Origin of the sequence: Acinetobacter sp. Marseille-Q1623, from assembly GCF_902809895.1 — a bacterium.
Classification (GTDB): Bacteria; Pseudomonadota; Gammaproteobacteria; order Pseudomonadales; family Moraxellaceae; genus Acinetobacter; species Acinetobacter piscicola_A.
Genome location: NZ_CADDWG010000001.1, coordinates 376,062 through 399,793, shown reverse-complemented (window position 1 = coordinate 399,793; position 23,732 = coordinate 376,062). Strand labels below are relative to the sequence as shown.

At 38.6% G+C, this 23,732-nt stretch carries 24 protein-coding genes; 3 read left to right on the top strand and 21 right to left on the bottom strand.

Annotated features, from left to right (window positions below; genetic code table 11):
* Window positions 1–79: 79 nt before the first annotated feature.
* Genes HUV91_RS01860 through HUV91_RS01825 form a run of 8 tightly spaced genes read right to left on the bottom strand, consistent with a single transcriptional unit; the run spans window position 80 to window position 7,412 of the window.
* The gene (locus HUV91_RS01860) at window positions 80–1,528 is read right to left on the bottom strand and encodes an NAD-dependent succinate-semialdehyde dehydrogenase (RefSeq protein ID WP_130073092.1); all 1,449 of its coding nucleotides are present in this window, start codon (window positions 1,526–1,528) and stop codon (window positions 80–82) included.
* 11 nt (window positions 1,529–1,539) lie between these two features.
* Window positions 1,540–2,340 carry a 4-hydroxy-2-oxoheptanedioate aldolase gene (gene hpaI, locus HUV91_RS01855; protein WP_174492343.1) on the bottom strand — a complete coding sequence of 267 codons (801 nt, stop codon included), beginning with the start codon at window positions 2,338–2,340 and terminating at the stop codon, window positions 1,540–1,542.
* A 26-nt stretch (window positions 2,341–2,366) separates the two neighbouring features.
* Window positions 2,367–3,170: a 2-oxo-hept-4-ene-1,7-dioate hydratase gene (hpaH, locus tag HUV91_RS01850; RefSeq protein ID WP_130073090.1), complete on the bottom strand. Its 804-nt coding sequence runs from the start codon at window positions 3,168–3,170 to the stop codon at window positions 2,367–2,369.
* A 14-nt stretch (window positions 3,171–3,184) separates the two neighbouring features.
* Window positions 3,185–3,574 (bottom strand): 5-carboxymethyl-2-hydroxymuconate Delta-isomerase, encoded by a 390-nt coding sequence (locus tag HUV91_RS01845; RefSeq protein WP_130073089.1) that lies wholly within the window; start codon window positions 3,572–3,574, stop codon window positions 3,185–3,187.
* A 21-nt stretch (window positions 3,575–3,595) separates the two neighbouring features.
* Window positions 3,596–4,456, bottom strand: coding sequence for a 3,4-dihydroxyphenylacetate 2,3-dioxygenase (hpaD, locus tag HUV91_RS01840; RefSeq protein ID WP_174492342.1), 861 nt, complete (start codon window positions 4,454–4,456; stop codon window positions 3,596–3,598).
* 53 nt (window positions 4,457–4,509) lie between these two features.
* Entirely contained in the window at window positions 4,510–5,970 is a 1,461-nt protein-coding gene (gene hpaE / locus HUV91_RS01835) for a 5-carboxymethyl-2-hydroxymuconate semialdehyde dehydrogenase (protein ID WP_130073087.1), read from the bottom strand.
* A gap of 15 nt (window positions 5,971–5,985) precedes the next feature.
* Window positions 5,986–6,750 (bottom strand): fumarylacetoacetate hydrolase family protein, encoded by a 765-nt coding sequence (locus HUV91_RS01830; RefSeq protein WP_174492341.1) that lies wholly within the window; start codon window positions 6,748–6,750, stop codon window positions 5,986–5,988.
* Between the two features lie 2 nt (window positions 6,751–6,752).
* The gene (locus HUV91_RS01825; protein WP_174492340.1) at window positions 6,753–7,412 is read right to left on the bottom strand and encodes a fumarylacetoacetate hydrolase family protein; all 660 of its coding nucleotides are present in this window, start codon (window positions 7,410–7,412) and stop codon (window positions 6,753–6,755) included.
* Window positions 7,413–7,970: 558 nt separating this feature from the next.
* On the opposite strand from HUV91_RS01825, the gene HUV91_RS16530 reads away from it, so the two are divergent.
* Both HUV91_RS16530 and HUV91_RS01820 read left to right on the top strand, forming a co-directional pair.
* Window positions 7,971–8,489 (top strand): hypothetical protein, encoded by a 519-nt coding sequence (locus HUV91_RS16530; protein WP_217431185.1) that lies wholly within the window; start codon window positions 7,971–7,973, stop codon window positions 8,487–8,489.
* Window positions 8,482–9,387: a helix-turn-helix transcriptional regulator gene (locus tag HUV91_RS01820; protein ID WP_174492339.1), complete on the top strand. Its 906-nt coding sequence runs from the start codon at window positions 8,482–8,484 to the stop codon at window positions 9,385–9,387. The genes HUV91_RS16530 and HUV91_RS01820 overlap by 8 nt, the downstream gene beginning before the upstream one ends.
* A gap of 150 nt (window positions 9,388–9,537) precedes the next feature.
* Here HUV91_RS01820 and HUV91_RS01815 read toward each other — a convergent pair whose 3' ends face one another.
* The 10 genes from HUV91_RS01815 to HUV91_RS01770 form a co-directional block, all read right to left on the bottom strand.
* Complete coding sequence (locus HUV91_RS01815) at window positions 9,538–10,470, bottom strand: PDR/VanB family oxidoreductase (protein WP_174492338.1); 933 nt, start codon at window positions 10,468–10,470, stop codon at window positions 9,538–9,540.
* A gap of 52 nt (window positions 10,471–10,522) precedes the next feature.
* Window positions 10,523–11,806, bottom strand: coding sequence for a Rieske 2Fe-2S domain-containing protein (locus HUV91_RS01810; RefSeq protein WP_174492337.1), 1,284 nt, complete (start codon window positions 11,804–11,806; stop codon window positions 10,523–10,525).
* A 499-nt stretch (window positions 11,807–12,305) separates the two neighbouring features.
* On the bottom strand, window positions 12,306–13,268 hold the full coding sequence (locus HUV91_RS01805) for a p-hydroxyphenylacetate 3-hydroxylase reductase component (protein ID WP_130073081.1): 963 nt from the start codon (window positions 13,266–13,268) through the stop codon (window positions 12,306–12,308).
* Window positions 13,269–13,324: 56 nt separating this feature from the next.
* Window positions 13,325–14,278, bottom strand: a complete 954-nt coding sequence (locus HUV91_RS01800) for a PDR/VanB family oxidoreductase (protein WP_174492336.1) — start codon at window positions 14,276–14,278, stop codon at window positions 13,325–13,327.
* A gap of 33 nt (window positions 14,279–14,311) precedes the next feature.
* The gene (locus HUV91_RS01795) at window positions 14,312–15,049 is read right to left on the bottom strand and encodes an SDR family NAD(P)-dependent oxidoreductase (protein WP_130073079.1); all 738 of its coding nucleotides are present in this window, start codon (window positions 15,047–15,049) and stop codon (window positions 14,312–14,314) included.
* A gap of 9 nt (window positions 15,050–15,058) precedes the next feature.
* Window positions 15,059–15,544 (bottom strand): aromatic-ring-hydroxylating dioxygenase subunit beta, encoded by a 486-nt coding sequence (locus HUV91_RS01790; protein WP_130073078.1) that lies wholly within the window; start codon window positions 15,542–15,544, stop codon window positions 15,059–15,061.
* A gap of 11 nt (window positions 15,545–15,555) precedes the next feature.
* On the bottom strand, window positions 15,556–16,833 hold the full coding sequence (locus tag HUV91_RS01785) for an aromatic ring-hydroxylating oxygenase subunit alpha (protein WP_174492335.1): 1,278 nt from the start codon (window positions 16,831–16,833) through the stop codon (window positions 15,556–15,558).
* Between the two features lie 24 nt (window positions 16,834–16,857).
* Window positions 16,858–17,388, bottom strand: a complete 531-nt coding sequence (locus HUV91_RS01780; RefSeq protein WP_130073076.1) for a nuclear transport factor 2 family protein — start codon at window positions 17,386–17,388, stop codon at window positions 16,858–16,860.
* 35 nt (window positions 17,389–17,423) lie between these two features.
* Window positions 17,424–18,584 (bottom strand): acyl-CoA dehydrogenase family protein, encoded by a 1,161-nt coding sequence (locus HUV91_RS01775; RefSeq protein ID WP_174492334.1) that lies wholly within the window; start codon window positions 18,582–18,584, stop codon window positions 17,424–17,426.
* Window positions 18,585–18,603: 19 nt separating this feature from the next.
* A complete protein-coding gene (locus HUV91_RS01770; RefSeq protein WP_130073074.1) occupies window positions 18,604–19,713 on the bottom strand; it encodes an amidase in 1,110 nt (369 codons plus the stop codon).
* Window positions 19,714–19,859: 146 nt separating this feature from the next.
* Here HUV91_RS01770 and HUV91_RS01765 point away from each other — a divergent pair, with 146 nt between their 5' ends.
* Complete coding sequence (locus HUV91_RS01765; protein WP_130073073.1) at window positions 19,860–20,327, top strand: MarR family winged helix-turn-helix transcriptional regulator; 468 nt, start codon at window positions 19,860–19,862, stop codon at window positions 20,325–20,327.
* 100 nt (window positions 20,328–20,427) lie between these two features.
* Here the strand turns inward: HUV91_RS01765 and HUV91_RS01760 are convergent, their stop codons facing one another.
* The 3 genes from HUV91_RS01760 to HUV91_RS01750 all read right to left on the bottom strand — a co-directional run bounded on the left by HUV91_RS01760 (window position 20,428) and on the right by HUV91_RS01750 (window position 23,616).
* Window positions 20,428–21,414, bottom strand: a complete 987-nt coding sequence (locus tag HUV91_RS01760) for a 3-hydroxybutyryl-CoA dehydrogenase (protein ID WP_174492333.1) — start codon at window positions 21,412–21,414, stop codon at window positions 20,428–20,430.
* A 1-nt stretch (window position 21,415) separates the two neighbouring features.
* A complete protein-coding gene (locus tag HUV91_RS01755) occupies window positions 21,416–22,522 on the bottom strand; it encodes an NAD/NADP-dependent octopine/nopaline dehydrogenase family protein (protein ID WP_174492332.1) in 1,107 nt (368 codons plus the stop codon).
* A gap of 83 nt (window positions 22,523–22,605) precedes the next feature.
* On the bottom strand, window positions 22,606–23,616 hold the full coding sequence (locus HUV91_RS01750) for an AraC family transcriptional regulator (protein WP_130073070.1): 1,011 nt from the start codon (window positions 23,614–23,616) through the stop codon (window positions 22,606–22,608).
* Between the last annotated feature and the right edge of the window lie 116 nt (window positions 23,617–23,732).

Here is a 23,732-nt window from a genome sequence, read left to right as displayed (position 1 = left end):
TCTCATATATAGAGAATTTTTGTGTTAATTCAGAGTGATTTAAGCTTTAAAAATACTACTTAAAATATTTAAAAAACTATTAAATTCCCATACACATATATTTTAGTTCCATATAGTCTTCAATACCATATTTAGATCCTTCTCGACCTCCACCAGACTCTTTAATCCCACCGAATGGTGCAATTTCTGTGGATATAATGCCTTCATTGATGCCCACCATACCATACTCAAGTGCCTCGCCCATACGCCATGCACGGCTTAAATTTTGAGTATACAAATAAGAAGCCAAACCAAATTCAGTATCATTTGCCATTTGAATGGCTTGCTCTTCGGTAGAGAACTTAAAAACAGGTGCTAATGGTCCAAAAGTTTCATCGTTTGCCACCAACATTTCAGGTGTAACATCCGCTAAAATGGTTGGCTCAAAGAATGTTTTACCTAAAGCATGGCGATGACCACCCGCCACAATTTTTGCCCCTTTTGATGTTGCGTCTTCAATATGTTCCTGAATTTTTTCAACTGCTTTTTCATTAATCAAAGGCCCTTGTTCTGCCCCTTCTTCAAATGCAGGTGCAACCTTCAATTTTTTCACCGCAATAGCTAATTTTTCAATAAAGGCATCATAAACTTTGTCTTGCACCAAAAGGCGGTTGGTACAGACACAGGTTTGACCACTGTTACGGAATTTTGAGGCAATCGCACCTTCAACAGCACGATCTAAATCAGCATCATCAAACACAATGAAAGGTGCATTTCCACCTAGTTCCATACTGACTTTTTTCATGGTGGATGAACACTGTTCCATCAACAATTTGCCAATTTGTGTTGAACCCGTAAATGACACTTTTTTCACCGCAGGATGAGAAGTTAACACCGCACCAATCTCTCGTGCACTGCCTGTCACGACATTGACAACGCCTTTTGGAATACCTGCTTGTTCAGCCAAAGCCACCAAAGCTAATGCAGATAAAGGTGTTTCTGATGCTGGTTTAATCACTACCGTACAACCCGCAGCCAAGGCTGGACCGACTTTACGAGTAATCATGGCATTGGGGAAATTCCACGGTGTAATGGCAGCCACCACCCCCACAGGTTGACGAATCACCACCAAACGGCGACCTTGTTTATCGTGTGGGATCACATCGCCATAAGTACGTTTAGCTTCTTCGGCAAACCATTCGATAAAACTCGCACCATACAAAATTTCACCACGACTTTCGGTAATCGATTTACCTTGCTCGGTACTTAAAATAATCGCTAAATCTTCTTGATGATCGATCATCAATTGATACCATTTTTTAAGTAAAAGTGAACGCTCTTTTGCTGTAGTTAGTTTCCACGTTTTAAGTGCTTCATCTGCTGCTTCAACAGCCTGTTCTACCTGTTGAGTCGTGACCGATGGTACACGTGCAATTTCTTCACCTGTTGCAGGATCAGTGACCACAAAAGTTTTTTGATCTGTAGCAGAAACCCATTGACCATCAATAAATACTTGGTTTTTCAATAATGCTGAATTTGACAATTGCATCTACATTCTCCTTAATAGACGCTCGGTCCTTGTGGTGCTTTTTCTTCAATGTTTTTAAATTTACCAAGAAGTTGCTTCATTGACTTCATTAACAAACTTGTATCTACACCGACTGCAACGAACTCTGTACCTAACGCTAAATATTGTTTTGCAAGACTTTCATCTGCAGATAGAATACCTGCCGCTTTGCCTGCTTGTCGAATTTTTGCAATGGTATCGACAATAATCTGTTGTACATCAGGATGACTCGGATTGCCACGATAGCCTAGAGCAGCGGATAAATCAGCTGGACCAATAAAGACGCCATCAATACCTTCAACGGCTAAAATTGCATCTAAATTTTCTAAACCTTTTTTCGACTCAATTTGCACTAAAACACAAATTTCATCCTCGGCATGTTGCAAATAATCAGCAATATTATTCCAACGTGATGCACGGGCTAATGCTGCGCCCACACCACGAATACCTTCAGGTGGGTAACGCGTTGCACTAACCATCAGCTCTGCCTGCTCTGCTGACTCAACCATCGGAATCAGTAAAGTTTGTGCACCCACATCTAACAATTGTTTAATGAGGGGTACACTGCCTGTCACAGGGCGTACAACGGCCTGACTTGCATAGGGTGCTATCACCTGTAACTGCTCTAAAATACTACGAATGTCATTTGGTGCATGTTCACCATCGATCAACAACCAATCATAGCCTGCATTGGCAGCAATTTCTGCACAGTAACTATTTGCTAAACCGACCCACATGCCAATCTGTTGTTGTGTTTTAAGCTTTTGTTTAAATGTATTTTTCGGATTTAACATGATCTATACCTCAACTGAATACGCAATTACATAAAACGAAATGCCACTGAACCCAGTTGGTCATAATCAATATGAAAAGTATCACCTGCTTGTGCAGCCACAGGACGGGTAAACGAACCGCCTAAAATAATTTGTCCTGCTTCCAAGGTCACACCATAAGGATGTAATTTGTTGGCTAACCATGCTACGCCTTTAGCAGGATGATTCAGTACTGCAGCGGATACACCCGATTCTTCAATCACGCCATTACGGTATAAAATCGCAGAAATACGACGTAAATCGAGTTCATTCGGTTTAATTGGACGACCACCTAAAACAATACCTGCATTGGCTGCGTTATCAGAAATGGTATCAAATACTTTACGGGTAATTTTAGTTTCAGGATCAACATTGTGTAAACGTGCATCAATAATTTCGATGGCAGGAATAACATAATCTGTCGCATCCAACACATCAAAAATCGTACAGTTTGGCCCTGAAAGTGGCTTACCTAAAATAAACGCTAACTCTACTTCCACACGTGGCACAATAAAACGTGACATCGGGATATCAGAGCCTTCCTCAAAGACCATATCATCTAATAATGCGCCATAATCAGGTTCGGTAATATTCGATGACACTTGCATCGCACGTGAAGTTAAACCGATTTTGTGCCCAACCAATTTACGCCCATTGGCAATTTTATGCGCCACCCATGCTTTTTGAATTGCATAGGCATCTTCAATGGTGATCTCAGGATATTGCAAAGAAAACTGACGCATTTGCGTACCTGATTTTTCTGCTTGATCCAGTTGTAACGCAAGTTCCTGAATTTTTGCTTTCTCTAACATCTCGATATCCTTATCTAGCCATTATTTTTTAAAAACTGGTGAATATTATTGGATTTAAAATTAAGAACAGGATCAAGTTCTGTCATTTCAAAAGAAATCGCCAATAAACGCTGATCTTTCAATGGCTGAAAAAATGCTTCAATTTTTTCAAATAATGCTGTTGCAACACGCTGTCGGGTTTCTAAATCTCGCCCAGAACCGACCTTTAAGGTCATATGGACAAAGGCGTAATCATGTAAACCATCTGCCATTCGAAATTTATCCATACGAATTGCACGGCTACGAATGCCACCTAAAGGGAAGATTCCTGTGCCACCTAAGAAATTATTCACTTGCTCGAATAAATCCTGAAAATCAACAGCATCTTCTAAATTTGCACTGTATTCCGCAATAAAATGTGGCATCAAAAATCTCCTTTTTATGATTTAAGCCATTGAATCAGGCAGTGGGAAAATCGCGTTAATCTGCCCTGTACCTGAACTTGGAAATGCAGGTGTAATAATTTCTACAGCTTTGTCGTATTGATCCCAACCTAAGAGTCCAAGCAGCATTGCTGTATCATGCATACCGCCTTCGCCATAGCAGTATTCTGCATATTCAGGCAACATGTTAGTAAATTCTTTCCACTCCGCACGTTCCCACATGCCTACCACATGCTTGTCGACTTGACGATCCCACTCACGGGTATATTCATCCATACCACGCTGATATTCACGATCCCAAATAAAACGATGTGATAATGAACCACTAGCAAATACCGCCACTGTACCGTCATATTTTTCAATCGCTTTGAGCAAACCTTCACCAAATTTACGGCTGTCTTGTAAATCATGTGAAGTTAAAAATGCAGAAACAGAGACCACTTTAAAATGCTTATCTTGGTTCATATAGCGCATCGGAACCAATGTGCCATACTCTAATTCTAAGCTTTCAATATTATGCGCTTGGGCACGAATCCCTGTTTTACAGATTTCCTCAGCCATCAACTGACCAAGTTCTGGATTACCATCGTAATCAAATTCCATATTTTGAATAAAATGTGGTAGTTCATTACTGGTATAGACACCACCAAAATGTGCACCAGCATTGATATGAAAGGCACTATTGACTAACCAGTGACTATCAAAGACCACAATGGTATCGACACCTAACTGACGGCAACGGCGACCTATTTCTTTATGTCCATCAATGGCTGCCTGACGAATTCCGTTGGTCGGTCCCGGCAATTCTGATAAATACATGGACGGTACATGTGTAATTTTTGCAGCTAAAGCGAGCTTACCCATATTCTTTCTTCCTGAAATTTTAAAATACTGTATTTATTTCCCGAAGGGGGCGTTTACACACCCCATTTTGGTACATGATGTGTACCCATTGAAATACTGACGTTTTTAAGCTCGGTAAATACTTCAAAACTATATTCACCACCTTCACGACCTGTACCCGAACCTTTTACACCACCAAATGGTTGACGAAGATCACGCACGTTTTGACTGTTGATGAACACCATACCTGCTTCAATGCCTGCCGCTAAACGATGTGCTTTGGTAATGTCTTGTGTCCAAATATAAGACGCCAGACCATATTCGGTATCATTGGCCAAGCGAAGCGCATCGGCTTCATCTTTAAATTTGATTAAACACACGACAGGGCCAAAGATTTCTTCTTGTGCAATACGCATACGGTTGTCTACGTCAGCAAATACCGTCGGTTGAATGAACTGCCCTTTTTGTAAATGCGCTGGCAAATTCAGAGGACGCTCTAAACCACCTGCAACCATGTTTGCGCCTTCTTCAAGACCAATTTTGATATAGCCTGTGACTTTGTCATAGTGTGCTTGCGTGATCATTGAACCCACTTGTGTGTTCGGATCTTGCGGATCACCGACAATGATATTTTTAGCACGACGCGCAAACTCTTTGACAAACTCATCATAAACCGATTCTTGGATAAAGATACGGCTACCCGCAGTACAACGTTCGCCATTTAAGGAGAAAATAGTAAACAATGCTGCATCTAAAGCGCGTTCTAAGTCAGCATCTTCAAAAATAAGCACTGGAGATTTACCACCAAGCTCCATAGAGTATTTTTTCAGACCCGCATTGGCCATGATCTTACGACCTGTTGCTGTACCACCTGTAAATGAAATAGCACGGACATCAGGATGTTTAACAAGTGCATCACCCGCAGTAGAACCTAAACCTTGTACAACGTTAAATACACCTTCAGGGATACCCGCTTCAAGTGCTAAGCGTCCCAATTCATTCGCCGTAATTGGAGAAAGTTCAGACATTTTGAGTACAGCAGTATTACCCAATGCTAAACATGGTGCAGTTTTCCATGTCGCCGTCATAAACGGGACATTCCACGGAGATACTAAACCACATACACCCACAGGTTGATGTAATGTGTAGTTTAGAAATTGATCATCCACAGGATAAGTATGGCCGTTCATACGGGTACACACTTCCGCAAAGAAGTTGAAGTTATGCGATGCGCGTGGAATCAATACATTCTTGGTTTGATGAATCGGCAAACCAGTATCTAACGTTTCTAACTCTGCAATTTTTGCTACGTTTTGGTCAATTAAATCACCCAAATTGCGCATCAAACGTGCACGTTCTTTGGCAGGCGTTCTTGCCCATTTAGGTGCTGCCGCTTTTGCTGCTGCAACGGCTAAATCAATTTCAGCTTGTCCGCCACTTGCAACTTCACCAATCGCTTCCATGGTTGCAGGGTTATAGTTGGTAAATGTTTCTTGGCTTTCAACTTCTTTACCGTTAATCCAATGCTTAATCATGTCAAATTCCTTCTCTTATGCGTTTTGTGCAAAAAATTCTGTTTCAGAAATAATGTGGTTACGTAACTGCCCCACACCTTCAATCTCAACCACAACTTCATCCCCTGGGACTACATCTGACAACCCTTCTGGTGTCCCTGTCGCAATCATGTCGCCTGGTTGTAAAGTCATAAATGATGAGATGTATTCAATTAAAAATGGCACATCAAAAATCATATCTGCAGTCGTCCCTTCTTGACGAAGTTCACCATTCACCCAGGTACGCAGTTTTAAGTTATTTGGTGTCGGTACTGAGGCAGCATCAATGATGTACGGTCCAACTGGTGTCGTTGAATGACGGTTTTTTACGCGTAAGTTTGGACGATAATAATTTTCTAAATAGTCACGAATCGCATAGTCATTACACAAGGTATAACCCGCTAAATAATCTAGCGCATCTTCACGTTTGACATTTTTTGCCGTTTTACCAATCACCGCAACCAATTCACATTCATAGTGCATATAGTCCACGTTGTCTGGACGCCATGTATTTTTGTTGTGACCCGTATACGTGTTCGGTGCTTTAATAAAGATCAAGGGTTCTTTCGGTGGTTCAAAAGCCAATTCACGCGCATGGTCTGCATAGTTTAAACCGAGTGCAAACATCGTCCCTTGTGCAGGTGGAAGCCATTCCACTTGTTGCTCAGTCAACACTTCACCTGAAGCTAACTTCACTTGTAAATCATCAAGAACTTCAACATTTAAAACTTCATTGTTATAACGAATACGTGCAGTTTTCATGATTACACTCCCTGTTCCTGAACGGTATTTTCCACAGCACCCAATTGATCCACTTCAACACGAACCACATCACCTTTTAATAAAGCAGGGCGACCCAATGGTGTACCTGTGATGATAATGTCACCTTCATTGAGCGGCATATAATCTGAAATTTCTTCAATGATTTGCTCAGGACTACGAATCCAATCCGAAGTATTCCCTGTCTGTTTTAACTCACCATTGACATAGACACGCAGTTCTAAATTTGCAACATTGTTGACTTGGTCTTGAGCAACCACATCGCCTATGACACAAAAGCCATCTTGGCACTTTGCTTTAATTGCAGGACGATAGTAACTATCTTCAGGTAAGCTCAGCTCATTGATCACCACATAGCCTGCGATATGATCATTGGCATCTGCCTGTTTGACACGACTTGTTGCTTTTGCAATCACAATACCGACCGCAGCGCCTGCTTGTAAAACCTCACCCACACGCTTAACCACAAGCTGACCTGATTGGTTACGTGTGTTCGGTGTCTTAATAAAAAGAACTGGTTTAATGGGTTCTTTTACATAAGGTTTTTCATTAAATTGTGCCTGCAATGTGCTGTACAGGTTTTTATAATTCAAAGCAATACCAAAAATATTCCCTTGTTTTACAATTTGGTTCAGATCATTCATTTATGTTCTCGACTTAAATTCCAGTGTTCCCTACTAGACAAGAAACAATTTAGTTAACATATTAACTTTATAGTTAATATATTAACGATTTGCAAGTGCTTTTTACATATTATTGTAAAAATCATGTTTCCAAAGGGTGTAAACGCATGAAAATCAATAAATATATAAATTTATGTTTTGAAAATTCTGTCACCAGAGCATAAATAACGAAGTTTTTCTATCTTTTCCAAATCCTTTACATGCACTAGATCTATACAACATTACTTTGCATGCTGACTACTATATTATTGACATTTTTATTTTCAAACCATTTAAACCAGACTTAATGCTCAATAAACAGTGATATGCATATGGAAATGGGCTTTAATTTTCATCCCCTGCAGAACAAACTATAGCACCTCAAACGAAACCGATACATTCACATCAGGCTTATATATATAGATTGAAGAAACATTATGGTTACAAATTGCGACGATATATAATGACATTAGGGTATTATGCGCATGCTCTGTATCACTTGAAAATTTAACAACGACTGATGCACAGACTTGGTTAGGCATGGAGCAATATATTGAATTTATTAATAAAATACAAAAAAATAAAGCACATGCTGAGATTAATTTTCTCAATCAAACCCTAAAACAGCTATTCGCTTTTATTGGCTCATTTTCCAAACACAAGGGCTCTACAGCACACGACATAGATGATCAATTTCTATTTTTACAGTTTTCAAACTTATTTGAACTGTATTATGATCAACATCGGTGTGTATCTGAATACAGCAACATATTGTATATCCGTGATTTACGCTTAAATGATTTATTCAAGCATTTAATAAGTCAATCCTGTAAAAATATATTGCTCAACGAACAATTCATGCGGCAAAATGTTTATTCTGTACAACCTCACTGCCCATCTGGAGTATCGCTTAGCCATTGGACTTTAAAGATCCAGCTTATTTTTGTCGATTTTATCCTCAATACAGACATGAATCCTAAAACAGTTTCGAATAAAACATTATGCTACACCACCATCATGATCGTTTTAAATATTGATCTCAAGGATGATAATGGATAATCTCAACGATTCTTCTCTCCCAGCGACCCAATTAGTCAGCAGTCAAGGTAAAACTGCTTTTGAAACCATCTTAAATAATCCCAATGCTACCTTATTAGAAAGTATTTTTGTTGGTGAGCAACCCATTTTTGCAATTTGGGAAACCAACAACATCAAATTGATTGAACCTCAATTAGAAGAAATCTGCTTGACCTTTCATATTACAGGGAGCATTCGTGTACGAAATAATGTGATTGGACACAATAACGTTAAATTCAATTCAATCGCGCTCTATGGCTTAAATAGTTATGAGTGGAATCTCTATAATAAACTACGCTATGCCCATTTATACTTTTGGAAAGACATTGTGGCCTTTAATCCCGAAGAAATTGCACATGCCCTACAAAACAATGAATTACATGGAATTAAAGATAATTGGGTTGAAGGTCTATTCAAAATGATTTTATCTTATAAAAATAGCGAAGAACGAAAAACCTTTATTTTAAAAATGTATCAGGAATGCTTTGCCCATCTTAAAGACAAATATTTAGATAACTTTCAAGAAAAAAATGTCATCACAGGAGGTTTTACTTCTTTTCAGGTCAAAAAATTACAAGAATTTATAGAACACAATTACATGTCTAAAATTAATATCGAAGACTTCTGTAACACGATGAATTGGTCACGCTCACATTTATTTCGTGAATTTAAAAAAACTTTTGGAACAACGCCTTACAATTTTCTGAGTCATAAACGCCTCAGTATTATCAAAGAGTTACTTGCAGCAGGTCAGCCGATAGATCAAGTCTGTCAAAACTCTGGGGTTGAAAATATAAATAAGATTAATTATTTATTTCAAAAGCATATGGGTATATCTTTAAAAGAATATCTACAACAAAATCCCAAAGAAAAACTTTAGTGCTGATCTAAGCTCAAAAATTTAAGCCCAATATCCTCCATACTAAAATCTCTCTTTCAAATTTGGGCTTAGGAGCATTACTACCATATCATCTAGATCAGATATCTTTTAATAATAAAAAATAATCTGATCCAGCCTCAAATACATGGCTTAAATATCAAGGACAAGCAGCTTGCCTTTTGCACTTGAACAACATGGGAAAATAGTTTTATTTTCTGCTTTTTCATCATCGGTTAAAATAGAATCTCGATGATCTGCTTCTCCTTCTAGGATTAGTGTTTCACAAGCACCACAAACCCCTTCACGGCAAGAATTCATCACATCACAACCATTTTTTAACAAAGCATCAAGCAAGGTCTCTCCTTGCACCACTTCAATCAATTTATTGCTTTTACGCAACTCAACAGTATAGGAGTTTTCTGTTGATGCTTCATGCTCTGCAACAAATGATTCATAATAGCAGTATGGGTACGATGTGTGATGAGATTTAAAATCATCAATCATCGCCTTTGGACCACAACAATAAAACTCTGTATTTTCAGGAGAATGTGCTTCAAAAACATGCGAAATCCGTTTACTTGTACCCTCTGAGTTAAGAATAATTTCAACATGATCCGCATATTGTGCTTTTAATTCATCAAAAAAAGCACATTTATCCTGAGCACGAGCAAAGTAATAGAGCTTCCAATGATCGGTCTTGACTTGTTCAATCATCGAAAGGATTGGAGTGATCCCAATTCCCCCCGCAATAAACACAATTTCATCTTTGTCGCCATGAAATTCAAAATTATTACGTGGTTCAGAAATTTCGATAATCTGTCCAGCTTTTAGATTATTTTGATATCCAATTGAGCCACCACGACTGTTTTCATCGCGGTTGATCGCAACTTTATATGTGTTAGTCACATCAAAGTTGTTATATAGAGAGTAACTACGAACAGGAATACCCTCTACGATTAAATCAATATTTGACCCAGCTGAAAATGATGGCAATTGCACACCATCCACAGCAGAAAACTCATAACCCAAAATACCATCGGCTAAATAAGTAATTGTTTTTACTCTAACCTTTAGTCGCTCCATAACTTTACTCCTACCTAAATATTGAGTGAAAAAACACAAATCAACCCGCTATTTAAGCTGTTGCTTCCTCTGTTTTTTCATCCGCAGGATATAATTTAATACGACGCTCAGCTTCACGTGCATAAGCATGTTCTTTGATGTCTGCACCTTTTGGAATTAAATCAGCCAAGGCACGTAATGAACGATAATCTATTTCATCTGCAAAAACGCATTCTTTATCTTCAGTAGATAATTTAATTCGTTCTAATAAAATACGACGAGTACGAACAATGGCTAAGTCACCACTCCCTAAAAATTCACGAGTACGGTCTACAATCGGAATACTTTCAGCAACGGCATAATCTTCAAAAATTACCCCTGGAACACCAGTCCAACTTTTGCCTGCTTTCATTGCTTCACGGTCTTGTCCATAAAATGGCAAGCCTTGACGTGAAGCAGCAAAGTTATCATCGTCTTCATCCGTACCATCCATAGAGAAATCAGGAAGATTATCATTAATCGGTTGTCTAGCATCCCAATACACATACCACTGTAAGCTACGCGTATTATTAACAGGGATCACCATGATCACAAAACCTGCTTCTGCATCTGTTGTCCCAATAAAAGCGGTTCCTGGTGCAACATACTCAGTCACACGCAGATAATCTTGATTACCCGTAGGATTTTCACGAAGTGAATAAGAACGTAGACCGTATGGACGAGGTTCAAAAGTATATTTTGGTGTGTTATTTCCAGCTGTCAGTTGTAAACCATGTTGTGGAATATCTGCATTTGCAGTTGAATCGTTATGCAGTAAATTAATGTGCGCCGAATCCATTAATGTTTCAACATTTTGGAACCAATTCGCTTCATTATAAGATGCACGTGGACGTACATGAATGCTGTCTAGTTGAGTAAATGCATAATCATTAAATTTAGGCGGCTCACCCTCACCGAGATATACCCATACGATTCCACCCGCTTCCCTTACGGGGAATCCTTGTCCTTTGACTTTGCTACAGAAAGATTGGTCTTTTTCTGTAGGCATATTGGTACAGTTTCCTTCTGCGTCGAAACTCCAACCATGGAAAATACAGGTCAAACGGTTGTTTTCATTACGCCCCATCGCCAAGGAAATACCTCTGTGTGGACACGCTTCATAAAGAAAACCTACTTTGCCATTGTCACCACGGAAAGCCACATATTTTTCGCACAGCATTTCTACCTTTTTAGGTGTGCCGCCTGCTTCGAGCGCAGCACCACGTAATACAGGTAACCAAAATCTTTTCCAATATTTGTTTAATGCTGAACCTGGACTTACATCCGTAATTAACTCATTTTGTTCTTTGGTAAGCATAATGACTAGCTCCTTTGTCAATGTCTAATCACTATAAATTACAAGTCTATGAAAAATTCACCTATAGACTGCTGAATGAGACTTTTTAACAAATGGAGACTTTTTAATAATTAATACCACATTTAAAAGTAAATATAAAATATTGTTTTATAAATACATATTTAAATATTTTTTTTGATCATTTGATTTAAATTAAACCATTCTTTCCTTTAAAAATTTATTTTTTTATTCGAGCATATTATTTCTAAATATTAATAAGGGGAATAAATTAATGGTTATGCAAAACAGAGGCTTTCACTTCGTGAGGTAAATATATGCTTTCGAAGCTTAACATCAGTAAAAAAGTAAAAATTTCTGCAGTCAAATTTAACGCCAAAATTATAAAATCCATCAAATAAAGCTTGTGAGATATGCCTATATAAAATAGTACACCTCACCCGACTTAAAAGATCTAATTTTGAATTCCGATAAGCGCCTAAAACACTTATCGGAATACATTTCATACAACACCAGCAATATCCATTAAAATTTTAATGAAAATTTCCTTTTCACTTTCTGGATATTTTTCAAATACATCATTTTGATGGCTGTCTGCAATATCAAAAAGATAATGTGCTGTCTTTTTCCCTTTTTCAGTTAAAAGATAAAAACCATCCTGTTCAGTTAAAAGACCTTCTTTTGCTAAAATTGCTGCGGATTGCTCTACTTCACGCATTGGCATAGCAATATCACGCGGTAAATCAGCTTTACTAGACGAAGTACCGCTGCCCAAAACGAGTAATAAACGAGCCTCACTTGTTCTAAAGCCTGTAACTAACTGCTTAGGAATATAATCATTCTGATAAAATTTAAAAGCGCGGCTCATCAGGTAGCAAACATTGCGATATAAATGACCATGATGCATTTCACCTACACTATCCGCTGTTGGCTCTACAGTATCCTTCACCTGTAACAATGGATGTGGCGTAACACCTGAGTATGCACCTTGATGATAAACGAGCGGACTGCGACCTTCATCATGAAAATCAACCACCTTTCCTATGATGATCCAATGATCCCCTCCCTCTATAATCTGATGACGTTCACATTCAAAAACTGCAGAACAATGATCTAAAATAGGTACTGAACCTACCCCTTCACGGTAGCTTGTTCCTTCGTATTTATCTATATTTCGGCGTGAAAACTTATTAGACAACTCAATTTGCGAACCCGATAATATATTTACAGCAAAATGTGTGGCTTGCTCAAACACATGAAAGCTAGATGAATTTTTATCTATGCTCCATAAAATTAATGCAGGGTCCAACGAAACAGAGTTGAAACTATTTGCCGTAACACCCACCTTTTCTCCTGTTGCACTTTGCGCAGTCATAATAGTGACACCTGTCGCAAAGTTGCCGAGTGCTCGACGGAATTTTATTGGATCTATTGTTGCTGTTTCCTTGGCTGGTAATGTATTCATTATTGTCTCCTCAAGCTTTAATCCAATTCCTACTAGAATCTAGTGTCGTTCATCAGTTATATATCAAGCACTAAACGTGCAGATTTTGAACGTGAACAACATACAAGAATTTGTTCATTACTGGCTTTTTCTTCATCGGTAAAATACACATCGCGATGATCAGGCTCACCTTCAATCACATCGCACATACACGTGCCACATACACCTTGCTCACATGACATTTCTATTTCAATGCCTTCACGTGCTAATGCCTGTAAAATCGTTTCTTCAGCATTCACCATGATAATTTTGCCACTTTGTTGCGCAACAACTTCAAATGCATCACCACCTGTTTCCACATCTACTTGGAAATATTCTTTATGGATTTGATGCTCAGGAAAATGTTGAGTAGTTGCTAAATTAATCACCCAATCCATAAATCCATTTGGACCACAGGTATAAATATGGCTTTCTGCATCAATATTTTGAATTGCGGATTCAAAAAACTCACGGTGGCTTGCACCTTCAGATTTAAAATGAAAGGTTGTGAACTCAGCAAGTTGACCTTGCTTAAGCTCGTCAACGAAAGCAGATCGTTCAGGACTTGAACCACAGTAATGTAGTTCAAATGATGCACCCTCTTGTGCCAATTGATATGCCATAGTGATTAATGGCGTAATTCCTATTCCACCACCAATCAGAACAGAATGTTTCGCTTTAGCTAAAGGAAATAAATTTTTGGGCTCACTCACCTGTATCTGCATCCCATCTTTGAGATCATCAAATGCAGAAACTGATCCACCACGTGATTCAGGATCACGTAAAATGCCTAAACGAAAAATACCTTGCTGATCTGGGTTTTGGCACAATGAATATTGACGCACCATACCATTCGGTAGATATACATCAATGTGTGCACCCGCTTCAATTTTCGGCAATGCAGAAGCAGTTGCTGACTCAAATTCCATGACAGCAACATTTCCCCCTTCTACATGGCGGTTTTTAACAACGACATCATAAAGTGTAGTCATTTTTTATCTCCCAACAATGCATCAGCTCAAGGCTTAACGCATAAATAATCCGCCATTGATATCCCAAGTTGCTCCCGTCACAAATGCAGCAGTTGGACTCGCCAACAAAGCACAAGTTTCCGCAATAAACTCCATGCTTCCCAATGCTTTCACTGGAATATTTTGGATAAATTGGGTCATCTTTTCATCTGAAACCACACTATGCACAATAGGAGATTCCATTGGTCCAGGTGCAATCGCATTCACTGTTACACCTTTGGCTGCGAATTCCTTGGCAAAAATTTTGGTTAAGGTCACAATGGCGCCTTTAGTGGCTGCATAATGCGCACCTGTTGCAGTTCCCCCATTTTGCCCAGCTAAAGACGCCATATTGACAATACGACCATATCCCTTGTCAGCCATATATTGACCAATAATCTGACATGCTTGGAACGTACCACGCTGATTGACTTGTGTTACCCAGTCAAAGTCAGCAGCAGTAATTTCAAGTACAGGCGTTGCCTTAGTCACAGTTGCATTGTTAATTAGAACATCTAGTTTTGAAAATTTTTGCTCAATCCACTGCACTGCTGCATGAAAATCTGCTTCGACAGATATATCTAATTTCAATGGAAATAAGTTTTCAGCAAATTGGCTTTTTCCTTGAGCAGTTTTAGCTTTTTCCAATGTACTTGCTGATAAAATCACTTGGTGCCCTTGAGCTGCGAAATATTCTGCAATGACATTGCCTAAACCTGAAGCGGCACCCGTCACTAAAACAACTTGTTTCATTTTTTTCTCCTAGAGAATGTAACTGATACCCGCTAAAGTATCGGTAGAATTAACTAAATTAATAATTTTACGATTAATTTTAAAACCTTGTGCTTCATCACGTACTAAATGAAAAGTGACATCAGCGGTATAATGTTTTAAATTTTCTTTACGAAATTCACGTAAGTTTTGTGCACAACGTAAAATAATTTCACCATTTTCATCTTTTAAAATACGCACACGAGATACACTACGTACAGTATTGGCCTTAGGTGCCGTTGAAATCGCTTCACCATTTTCTAAACGCTCAACACGTAGTTTGCGCATGTGATGGTCGTCATAAGCATAGTTCAAATTATTTTCGTAATCCGTCAATGTTGGATCAATCGGAATGATATAAACACCCTTTTCATTCCATAAATCTAACCAAGCATGATGCTCAGAATGATCCAACATATCTGCTTCAGCCCAAATAAAAGCCGTTACTTCATTGAGTAAATTTAAATCAATTTTCATGCTATTCCACCTTAAGCCGTCATCAACTTTTTCCACTGCTGATAAGCAGCGCGCATTCCCGTTTCTGCACTTACATCGCTTTTTACACCATCTTCAGTTTTCACTTCACCCGGTAAGCCACGGTTCAACATGATCCATAAATCATTCCCTGCATTTGCACCGTGTTGTACACGCTCCCATGCTTCCGCATCGTCCGGTGTACCGAAACCAAACGGACCTTGGAAATGCTCATGTAAACGTAAACGATATTGGTTCGCCACTTGTGGACCGCCATCCATCGTAATTACAGAATGGTGAATCTCGGTTTTTTCTACAGAAATTGGCTGCATCACACGGAAGAACGCCATAGAGCATGCAATATTCGGGAAAATATTGAGGTTAAAGCCTGTACCACCAACTGCACGGACAATACGACGTACTTCAAGTTCTTCATGACCTTCATCACGTAGCGCTTGTGCTAAGTCTTCAAAACGCTCTTGAATCGGACGCTCCATCAACTCTTCATCTAAATCAACCAATTCTGGAATCATCACCATCACACTGTGACCATTACCTAAGTCTTCAACAAAACCTGGTTGATTTTCAAAGTTAAATAGCTCTTCTGTTTTTTCATCAACAGAACTCAGGAATGATTTGTGTACCAATGGAAAATGATATGCATCCGTCGTATTTTCGAGCTGAATTTTCCAATTGCCTGGGAATGTAAAACGATGCTCACCAAGAACTTTTATCGGATAACCTGCTCCTTGTTTCATAAACAAATCGATCCATTTTTTTGCACCACCAAGGAAATCTTCCAAGGGTTCAATATCATGGTTGAATGAAGCAAAAATCATCCCATTGTATTCTTCAACACGTAGACTGATTAATGGAAACTCTGATTTATCTAAGCAGTCACCATAACTTTCAGGAGATGGTACACCACGTAAACTACCATCAAGTGCATAGCTCCACCCGTGATATGGACAAACAAAACTATTGGTCTTACCTTTTTTATGTTCACACACTGTCGCAGCACGGTGACGACAGCGGTTTAATAACACATGCACTTTCTTTTTTCGGTCTCGTACTGCTACGACAGGTTGTTTCCCAATATTCATGGTTTTATAACTGCCTGCATCTGGAATTTCACTGGCATGTGCTACCCAAACCCAAGTTTTATAGAAAATTTTTTCCATTTCATCTTCAAAGATTTGTGCATCTTTATAAAGTGAAGTATGGGCACGATCACTTTGTACAAGTTCGTTATAATCGTGTTCAGCATTGTGCATTGGAATAATACTGTTCATATCCATGATCCTTATCAATTGATTCTAAGCTTCGTTCTGGTTTGGTACTGGCAATTCGGCAGTGCTATTCCAGTGTGATATAGGGCGACTAAAAATATTTTCAGTCTGAAAATGTTTAATTTTCCAAGTCCCATCCTCTTGTTGCTGAAATTTGATGGTCAACTTGGCTGCATTAAGATGGCTTTGCCCATCACGAAAAGTAGAGGTTTGCAACATTAGCCATGAAGCTCGAGCTCGCTGCTCTACAACATAAATTTGCTCCGAACTCACAAAATGAGCATTCATAACAAAATGCGATTGTTGTTGCGTATAGCTTTTGAACATGGCATAGATGTCTTGCCATGATTCATAACGTCCAAATGATTTCGCATATTTTTCACCAATACCTTCCCAAATACTGTTTTGGTCAAATAAATCCATTAATTCATTTAGGTCAGTACTAGCATCCAAGCCATCACAAATTTCCATGTAACGATTGATGCAATTTCGAATAGCAGTTTCGGCTTCTAGTTGATTTAAACGCGCTAGAATAGCTGTCAAATTCATTTCATTCATCACGCAATACTCACTTCATCTGTTGCCATACAAACTTATAAATAACCAGGTGTTGGCTTTAAACCAAAACTAATGGAACCCGCATTTAATAAAGTTGCATCTCCCATAAAAGCATGCTGTGTGACAACATTAGTATCGTTCACAAAACGACTGAATATATTGTTTGAGTAAATTGCGGTCATACCTGCGAGCATTTGCATTTTGCGTGCAACACGTGCTGCGACACGTGCCGCATGAGTACATGACAAACGCATATCACTGATTTGTTGTTCCGTAGGTTGATTACCCGCTAAAATTTCTTGCCAAACAATATCCATGGCTTGATAAAACCAAGTGCGCGCAGCTTTAAATTCCGCTTCAGATTGTGCAAATTCATATTGTGTGACAGGACGATTTGCGATTTCAGCACCGCCTGTAATAGAAGATTTACCAGGTGCCAGCAATTTAAACTCTTCCAAAGCTGCTGCTGCGACACCTATTCCGACGACAGTTAAAACTTGGGTGGCTAAAGACAATGAAGGATATTTAAAAAAGGGTTCAGGCAGTTTTGATGGCTCTCCACGAATAAATGTCCACGCTTTGGTCACAAGTACATTGTCCACAACTAAATCATGGCTACCTGTACCTTTTAGCCCCACTGTGTCCCAAGTCATGTCGACTTTTACTTTTTTAGCTGGCATCACAGCCATCCGTGGTAAACCTTGCGCTTCATTATCTTTACGTGGAGAAATACCCACACCGACAATATCTGCTCCCATACAACCACTTGAAAACTTCCAGCGACCTTTAACAACAACACCTTCGTCCGTAATTTCTGCAGGTTGCGGAGGGAAAATACCACCAGCAAATACGATATCTGGTGAGTTCTTATACAAAATATTAAGTGTTTCTTCAGGTAAGCTCCCCAGATAAGCTGGACTCATACCGAAACTTGCCACCCATCCCACAGAACCATCTGCCATAGATAATTTTTCAATTAATTGACAAAATTCACTGGGTGATACTTCCATACCACCAAATCGCTTTGGTACCAAAGCACGATAAACACCAATTTTTTTTAGTTTTTCAATAATATCCTGACTGACATAAGCCTGATCATCAAACTCTCCTGTCACTGCACGTTCACGTATTTCCTGACAGAGAATATCAACAGCACCGCTCTGATCAGAGTTAAACACTTTAGATAAATCATTCATTCGCTAACTCCTTGTTTCTTTAATGTGCTGCGTTAACAATAAATTTTGCAATCGCACACAATTGCTCGTCTGCAGATCTTTTAGTGATAATTTGCAGCCCTACAGGTAAACCTTGCTTTGTTTCCAACGGAATAGTGATGGCAGGATGTCCAGATAGATTAAAAGGACGAACTAATGCAGTTAAATTCAAAAATGCTACGGTATTTTCTGCATCGATAACGCGTGGGGGAATCTGAGGTAAAGTGGGTAATAGCAATGCATCATATTTTTCAAGTAAGGCATCGATTTCTTGAGTAAATTGGGCTTTCACTTTTTCTGCCTGTTTTACTTGAACCAATGTTGTATCTGCAGCTTTTAATAAACGCCCTTGTACGTCAGCACCAATCAAACCTGTTTTTGTTAACTCACCATAGGCTTGCCAATTTTCATAATTGATGATTTGCATGCCTGCGTCATAAGCTGAATTGAAAGTCTTTATATCTACAGTGGGTAGCTGCATTTGAGCTTTTTTTAAAAAATCTTGAATTGTGTCTTGAACAACAACATCTGCCTGAACATTTAAAATAGCCAGTTGAGGTAAATCATCCTGTGTCATCGCATGAAAACTAGGATCAATAAATTGCATTGCGGTTTCAATCATTTCCACCGAATTTGCAAAGGGTCCCACACAGTCCAATGAACTATGTTCAGGATGTACACCTTTACGACTCACTCGACCAAAAGTCGGTTTAAGTCCATATACACCACAACATGCTGCTGGCATACGTACAGAACCACCTGTATCTGTGCCTAGCGTAAAATCTGCCAAATGAGCTGCAATGGCTGCTGCTGAACCACTTGAAGAACCACCAGGAATCAACTCCGGGTACTTAGGGTTAATCGGTGTGCCCAATGCATGATTAATCCCTGTAATTCCAAATGCAAGTTCGTGTAGATTGGTTTTTGCCGTGATAGTGCAATCATGTGCCAAAAGATTTTTGATGACTTGAGCATGTACCTGAGCCACAGCACTATTTTCAAGTGAACGGCTACCTGATTTTGTTTTATAACCTTGAATATCTATAGAATCTTTCACCATCACCGTGAATTTTCCTGATCCTATTTGCATTTTTTCTGCGATAATATTCATTCACTTTTCCATGTATTTTTATTTATATAAATACAATAATAGAAAAAGCCATGTAATTGTCAAGTTATTTTTATTTTAAAATCTAAGTTTTTTTCTTATTTTTTTGTATAATTGAAAATATTATTTTTTTTAACTAAATTAATACTATGCTCCAAAATTTAGAACAGTTTCTACCAAATAATGAACCTGCAAGTTTAAAAAACTATCCTTTTTTCTGGATTTCACAAGTGAATGGGAAATACTCACAGCTTATTGAAAAATCAATCAAAAAATTAGGAATTGACAATACTCGACGTAAAATCATTCTCAGTACCAACGCTTTGGGGCAGGCAAGTATTACAGACATTGCAAATTTATCGACACTTAAACTCACAACGGCAACTAAAGCCGTTTATCGCTTGGTGGAAGATCAAATTGTTGAAGTTTTTTCTTCTGAGCTAGATGAGCGGATTTCAATGGTGAAACTCACCGAAAAAGGTTTAGCGATGGTAGAACAAATTAATTTAATTAGTCAGGTGACACTATCAGGGATTTTGCACGCATTTGAAGAAGATGAATTAAAACTTTTAAATTCTCAGCTACAAAAAATATTTGATCTCATGCCTTCAAGCTAAAATCAACACACTAGATTCAAAAAACACTAAAAAACCATTGTCAAGACAATGGTTTTTTCAACAAATAAAATCATCATTTACATCTCTATAAGCGAATGACTTATGAGAGACAATTAAATTTTGGTTTTACACCTGCTGTTGCAATGCGTTCTGCAAAAGTCTTGAGTACCGATAATTTATATGCCTCAATATCTTTCGTTGCATAATCATAAAAACCCTGCTTTTCTCTTAAGCCATTTCGATTATTACGCATATTTTCAGCAATTATTTTGGGTGTTTGATACCGCTCACCCAGCTCTTTTTGTAAATATTGCGCAGCATAATACAAAATATCACCACCACCCCAATCGATAAACTCAAGGAGACCTAAAACAGAAAAACGTAAACCAAACCCCGTGCGGATCGCAATATCAATATCTTCAACAGATGCCACCCCTTCTTCAACCATACGTGCTGCCTCATTCATTGCTAATGCCTGAATCCTTGGTACGATATAACCTGCTTTAGCATTACAAACCACAGGAATCTTACCTATTGTTGTTAAAAACATCTTAAGTTCAACCACAACTTCGTCTGCGGTCTGCTCAGAACGACTCAGCTCAACCAGAGGAATTAAATATGCAGGATTTAACCAATGTGCATTAATCACACGTTCAGGATGTGACAACATCAACGCAATATCAGTCACTAAAAATGTTGATGTGGTTGAAGCAACAATACATTGGGGAGAAATATACTGATCCAACCAACTGAAAATTTCTTGTTTAGTGTGTATTTTTTCGGGTACAGCTTCCATAATTAAATCACACTGTTTCAAAAACTCAGTCGATTCCATTTTTGCGACCAACTGAATCTTTTGTTTAATTTCTGCAATTTGATCTGCTTGTACAAATTGAATCCTTTGTAATAACATTAATTCTTGTTCAAGATCTTGCTCAAGCTGTTGCTGATACAGTATAAATTCTTGCTCCGAACGTTGTTTTGCATCAATTAATTTCACATGAAGACCTGCATAAGCAAAAGCAATCGCAATTGCCTTCCCCATACGCCCCGCACCAAGTACTGCAACCTGTTGAAGATTATTCATTTCACAGCCCCTGTTGCAAGATCTGCTGCATTTCTTGTTTTGACTTTGTCGCCAAACCCAAATGATCAAAAGTACGACCTTCTGCATATAAGTCACGACCTGTAATCGCTGAAGCAAGGCTAAGTAGGCCTTCTGCAATCGGTGTTTTAACACCAGCCCAACGACCTACTGAAACTAAAAATGATAAACCTAACCGTGTGTCTTCGAGCATATAACGATGCGTTTGCAGATTAATGTCTTCTCTCCAATCACCACTATCAGTCAACTTACCGTGAGCTCCACGACCATACATCCACTCATCACCTTCACCTTCCTTATTATAGTGATCTGAGAGTGGAAAATGCGGTGCACCATATCCTAAAGCCTCACGTACCCGCATACGCTCTGCATCTAATTGATTAGTTACTCGACGAATAGCAGGTTGTGTCCCTTCATTATGAATGTCCCATGTTTCAAAATGCTCAAGTGGTCCTGCATTCATCATAATCAATGGTGGATGGATAATCGGTCCTGCATTCATTAATGCGCCACTTAAAGCATCTTCAATTGGCTCTATACTTGGATAAGCCTGTTTTAAAATTTTAAATGCATGTTCTGCAAATTGACTTGGAAATACGCCCGTGGGTAAACGCGTCGCATAACCACTGACGATAATTTGATTTATACCGTGTTTACGTACCAAATAAGGCAAAGTACCCGTTTCTGCAAAAGCAACTTTTGCAGTATTTCCACTATCGTGGACTGCTTTTGCGAAGATAAATGTTCCAAATGTTGCAGGAGGTAAGTAAACCACTTGACCATCTTTAAAATAAGGAGCGGCTTGTTTTGACAACTCTAAGTGTGTCGTCGCAGGAAGTGGGATAATAATCAATTCGGCATGTTGAATTGCCTGCTGCAAATCCACTGATAAATTAATTTGGCTATTTTCAAAACCCACAGAGACAGAACGATTACCTTTAAAATCTTTAATATTCATTATCTTGGCTTGAGCAAGTTCAATCAATGCATCTTGGTCACGACGCCACAACACCACATCATGACCTTTCTCGGCCATATCCACCGCCGCTGCATAACACCCATGTCCACCCCCGAGTACTGTAATTTTCATTTTTCATCTTCCTGATATGAATAAAATCAGCATAGAAGATATAAAGGCCGCACGCTCATCCAAATGCGCACAAAGCATTCCATTTACGCAGATGTTGCTTCTTTCTCATAAAGTTGTTGTTTTAAAGTTTGTGATGGCAGACATCCATAACGCTTTTTATACAATGTGGAAAAATGCCCCATACTTTGAATACCATATTGCAAAAGGATATCTGTTACAGTGAGAGATGAAGCTGCTTCTTGTAAGGCATGATGCACGACAGCGAGCCGCTGATCACGTATGTATTCTATTGGTGTTTGCTGCAAATATTGACTAAAACCTTTTTGTAAAGTACGGATCGATACATGGCAATATTCACTTAAGGTTGCAAGAGTGATGCTATTTTTAATATTTTCATCAATATAGTGTTGTGCTTTTTTTAAATAATGCGGCAATACATTTAAACGTTGTGCATTTAACTGCTCACTATAATTATTAGGGACTTTCAATAAAATGAGTTCAATCAGATATTGTGTAAAACTCTCTGAAATAAAACTCCAATTTTCAATATGATAATAGGCATGACATAAATAATTTAATGTTTCAACAATCGAACTCATCCCCTCGTTGGTACAGGACAATGCCTGATCAAAAATCACCATTTCCTGTCGACTTGCACCTAACATTTTAAATAATTGAGTTTCAACATCCTCTCTTGCTAACTTTAAAATAATATTTCGACAACACTGATCTGTGACAATCCGATGGGCTTGATTAGGATGAGTGACCGTCATGATCCCTACCGATTGCAACACAGGATGATGCTGACTACCCACCTGACACTGCCCCTCCAAAGTTATTCGAAATAAATAATTCTGTGATGTTTGATCAATCGTAATCACAACAGATGTACTATATTTCAGATCATATAAAGCTGAATGACCAAAACAGAAACCATTCAACCTCGTATTTAAATCACGCGCTCCATCTACATCAAACTCATGCGGGCATAGATAATGACTGATTTGATCTTTAATGGTTTGATAGTCATCTGAACTAAACAATAAACATTCATCCAAATAATGCAAGTGATTTAAATTTAAAGCATTTTTCATCACAATACTCCATACTTGCAAATAACTGAATAACATTCATTATTTTACTGAGCAGGCTTCTGCATCCAACCATGCAAATACCTTGGACAAACACTCAACACTAGAGGAGTGTTTTC

Coding starts and splice junctions, on each gene's coding strand:
- HUV91_RS01830 (WP_174492341.1), bottom strand. CDS start 6,750: ATGAAAACTGCACGTATTCGTTATAACAATGAAGTTTTAAATGTTGAA.
- HUV91_RS01795 (WP_130073079.1), bottom strand. CDS start 15,049: ATGAAACAAGTTGTTTTAGTGACGGGTGCCGCTTCAGGTTTAGGCAAT.
- HUV91_RS01765 (WP_130073073.1), top strand. CDS start 19,860: ATGCTCCAAAATTTAGAACAGTTTCTACCAAATAATGAACCTGCAAGT.
- HUV91_RS01750 (WP_130073070.1), bottom strand. CDS start 23,616: ATGAAAAATGCTTTAAATTTAAATCACTTGCATTATTTGGATGAATGT.
- HUV91_RS16530 (WP_217431185.1), top strand. CDS start 7,971: ATGGAGCAATATATTGAATTTATTAATAAAATACAAAAAAATAAAGCA.
- HUV91_RS01800 (WP_174492336.1), bottom strand. CDS start 14,278: ATGACTACACTTTATGATGTCGTTGTTAAAAACCGCCATGTAGAAGGG.
- hpaE (WP_130073087.1), bottom strand. CDS start 5,970: ATGATTAAGCATTGGATTAACGGTAAAGAAGTTGAAAGCCAAGAAACA.
- hpaD (WP_174492342.1), bottom strand. CDS start 4,456: ATGGGTAAGCTCGCTTTAGCTGCAAAAATTACACATGTACCGTCCATG.
- HUV91_RS01845 (WP_130073089.1), bottom strand. CDS start 3,574: ATGCCACATTTTATTGCGGAATACAGTGCAAATTTAGAAGATGCTGTT.
- HUV91_RS01810 (WP_174492337.1), bottom strand. CDS start 11,806: ATGCTTACCAAAGAACAAAATGAGTTAATTACGGATGTAAGTCCAGGT.
- HUV91_RS01770 (WP_130073074.1), bottom strand. CDS start 19,713: ATGAATATTATCGCAGAAAAAATGCAAATAGGATCAGGAAAATTCACG.
- HUV91_RS01860 (WP_130073092.1), bottom strand. CDS start 1,528: ATGCAATTGTCAAATTCAGCATTATTGAAAAACCAAGTATTTATTGAT.
- HUV91_RS01815 (WP_174492338.1), bottom strand. CDS start 10,470: ATGGAGCGACTAAAGGTTAGAGTAAAAACAATTACTTATTTAGCCGAT.
- HUV91_RS01760 (WP_174492333.1), bottom strand. CDS start 21,414: ATGAATAATCTTCAACAGGTTGCAGTACTTGGTGCGGGGCGTATGGGG.
- hpaH (WP_130073090.1), bottom strand. CDS start 3,170: ATGTTAGAGAAAGCAAAAATTCAGGAACTTGCGTTACAACTGGATCAA.
- HUV91_RS01820 (WP_174492339.1), top strand. CDS start 8,482: ATGGATAATCTCAACGATTCTTCTCTCCCAGCGACCCAATTAGTCAGC.
- HUV91_RS01785 (WP_174492335.1), bottom strand. CDS start 16,833: ATGAACAGTATTATTCCAATGCACAATGCTGAACACGATTATAACGAA.
- HUV91_RS01755 (WP_174492332.1), bottom strand. CDS start 22,522: ATGAAAATTACAGTACTCGGGGGTGGACATGGGTGTTATGCAGCGGCG.
- HUV91_RS01790 (WP_130073078.1), bottom strand. CDS start 15,544: ATGAAAATTGATTTAAATTTACTCAATGAAGTAACGGCTTTTATTTGG.
- HUV91_RS01805 (WP_130073081.1), bottom strand. CDS start 13,268: ATGAATACATTACCAGCCAAGGAAACAGCAACAATAGATCCAATAAAA.
- HUV91_RS01780 (WP_130073076.1), bottom strand. CDS start 17,388: ATGAATGAAATGAATTTGACAGCTATTCTAGCGCGTTTAAATCAACTA.
- HUV91_RS01775 (WP_174492334.1), bottom strand. CDS start 18,584: ATGAATGATTTATCTAAAGTGTTTAACTCTGATCAGAGCGGTGCTGTT.
- HUV91_RS01825 (WP_174492340.1), bottom strand. CDS start 7,412: ATGAATGATCTGAACCAAATTGTAAAACAAGGGAATATTTTTGGTATT.
- hpaI (WP_174492343.1), bottom strand. CDS start 2,340: ATGTTAAATCCGAAAAATACATTTAAACAAAAGCTTAAAACACAACAA.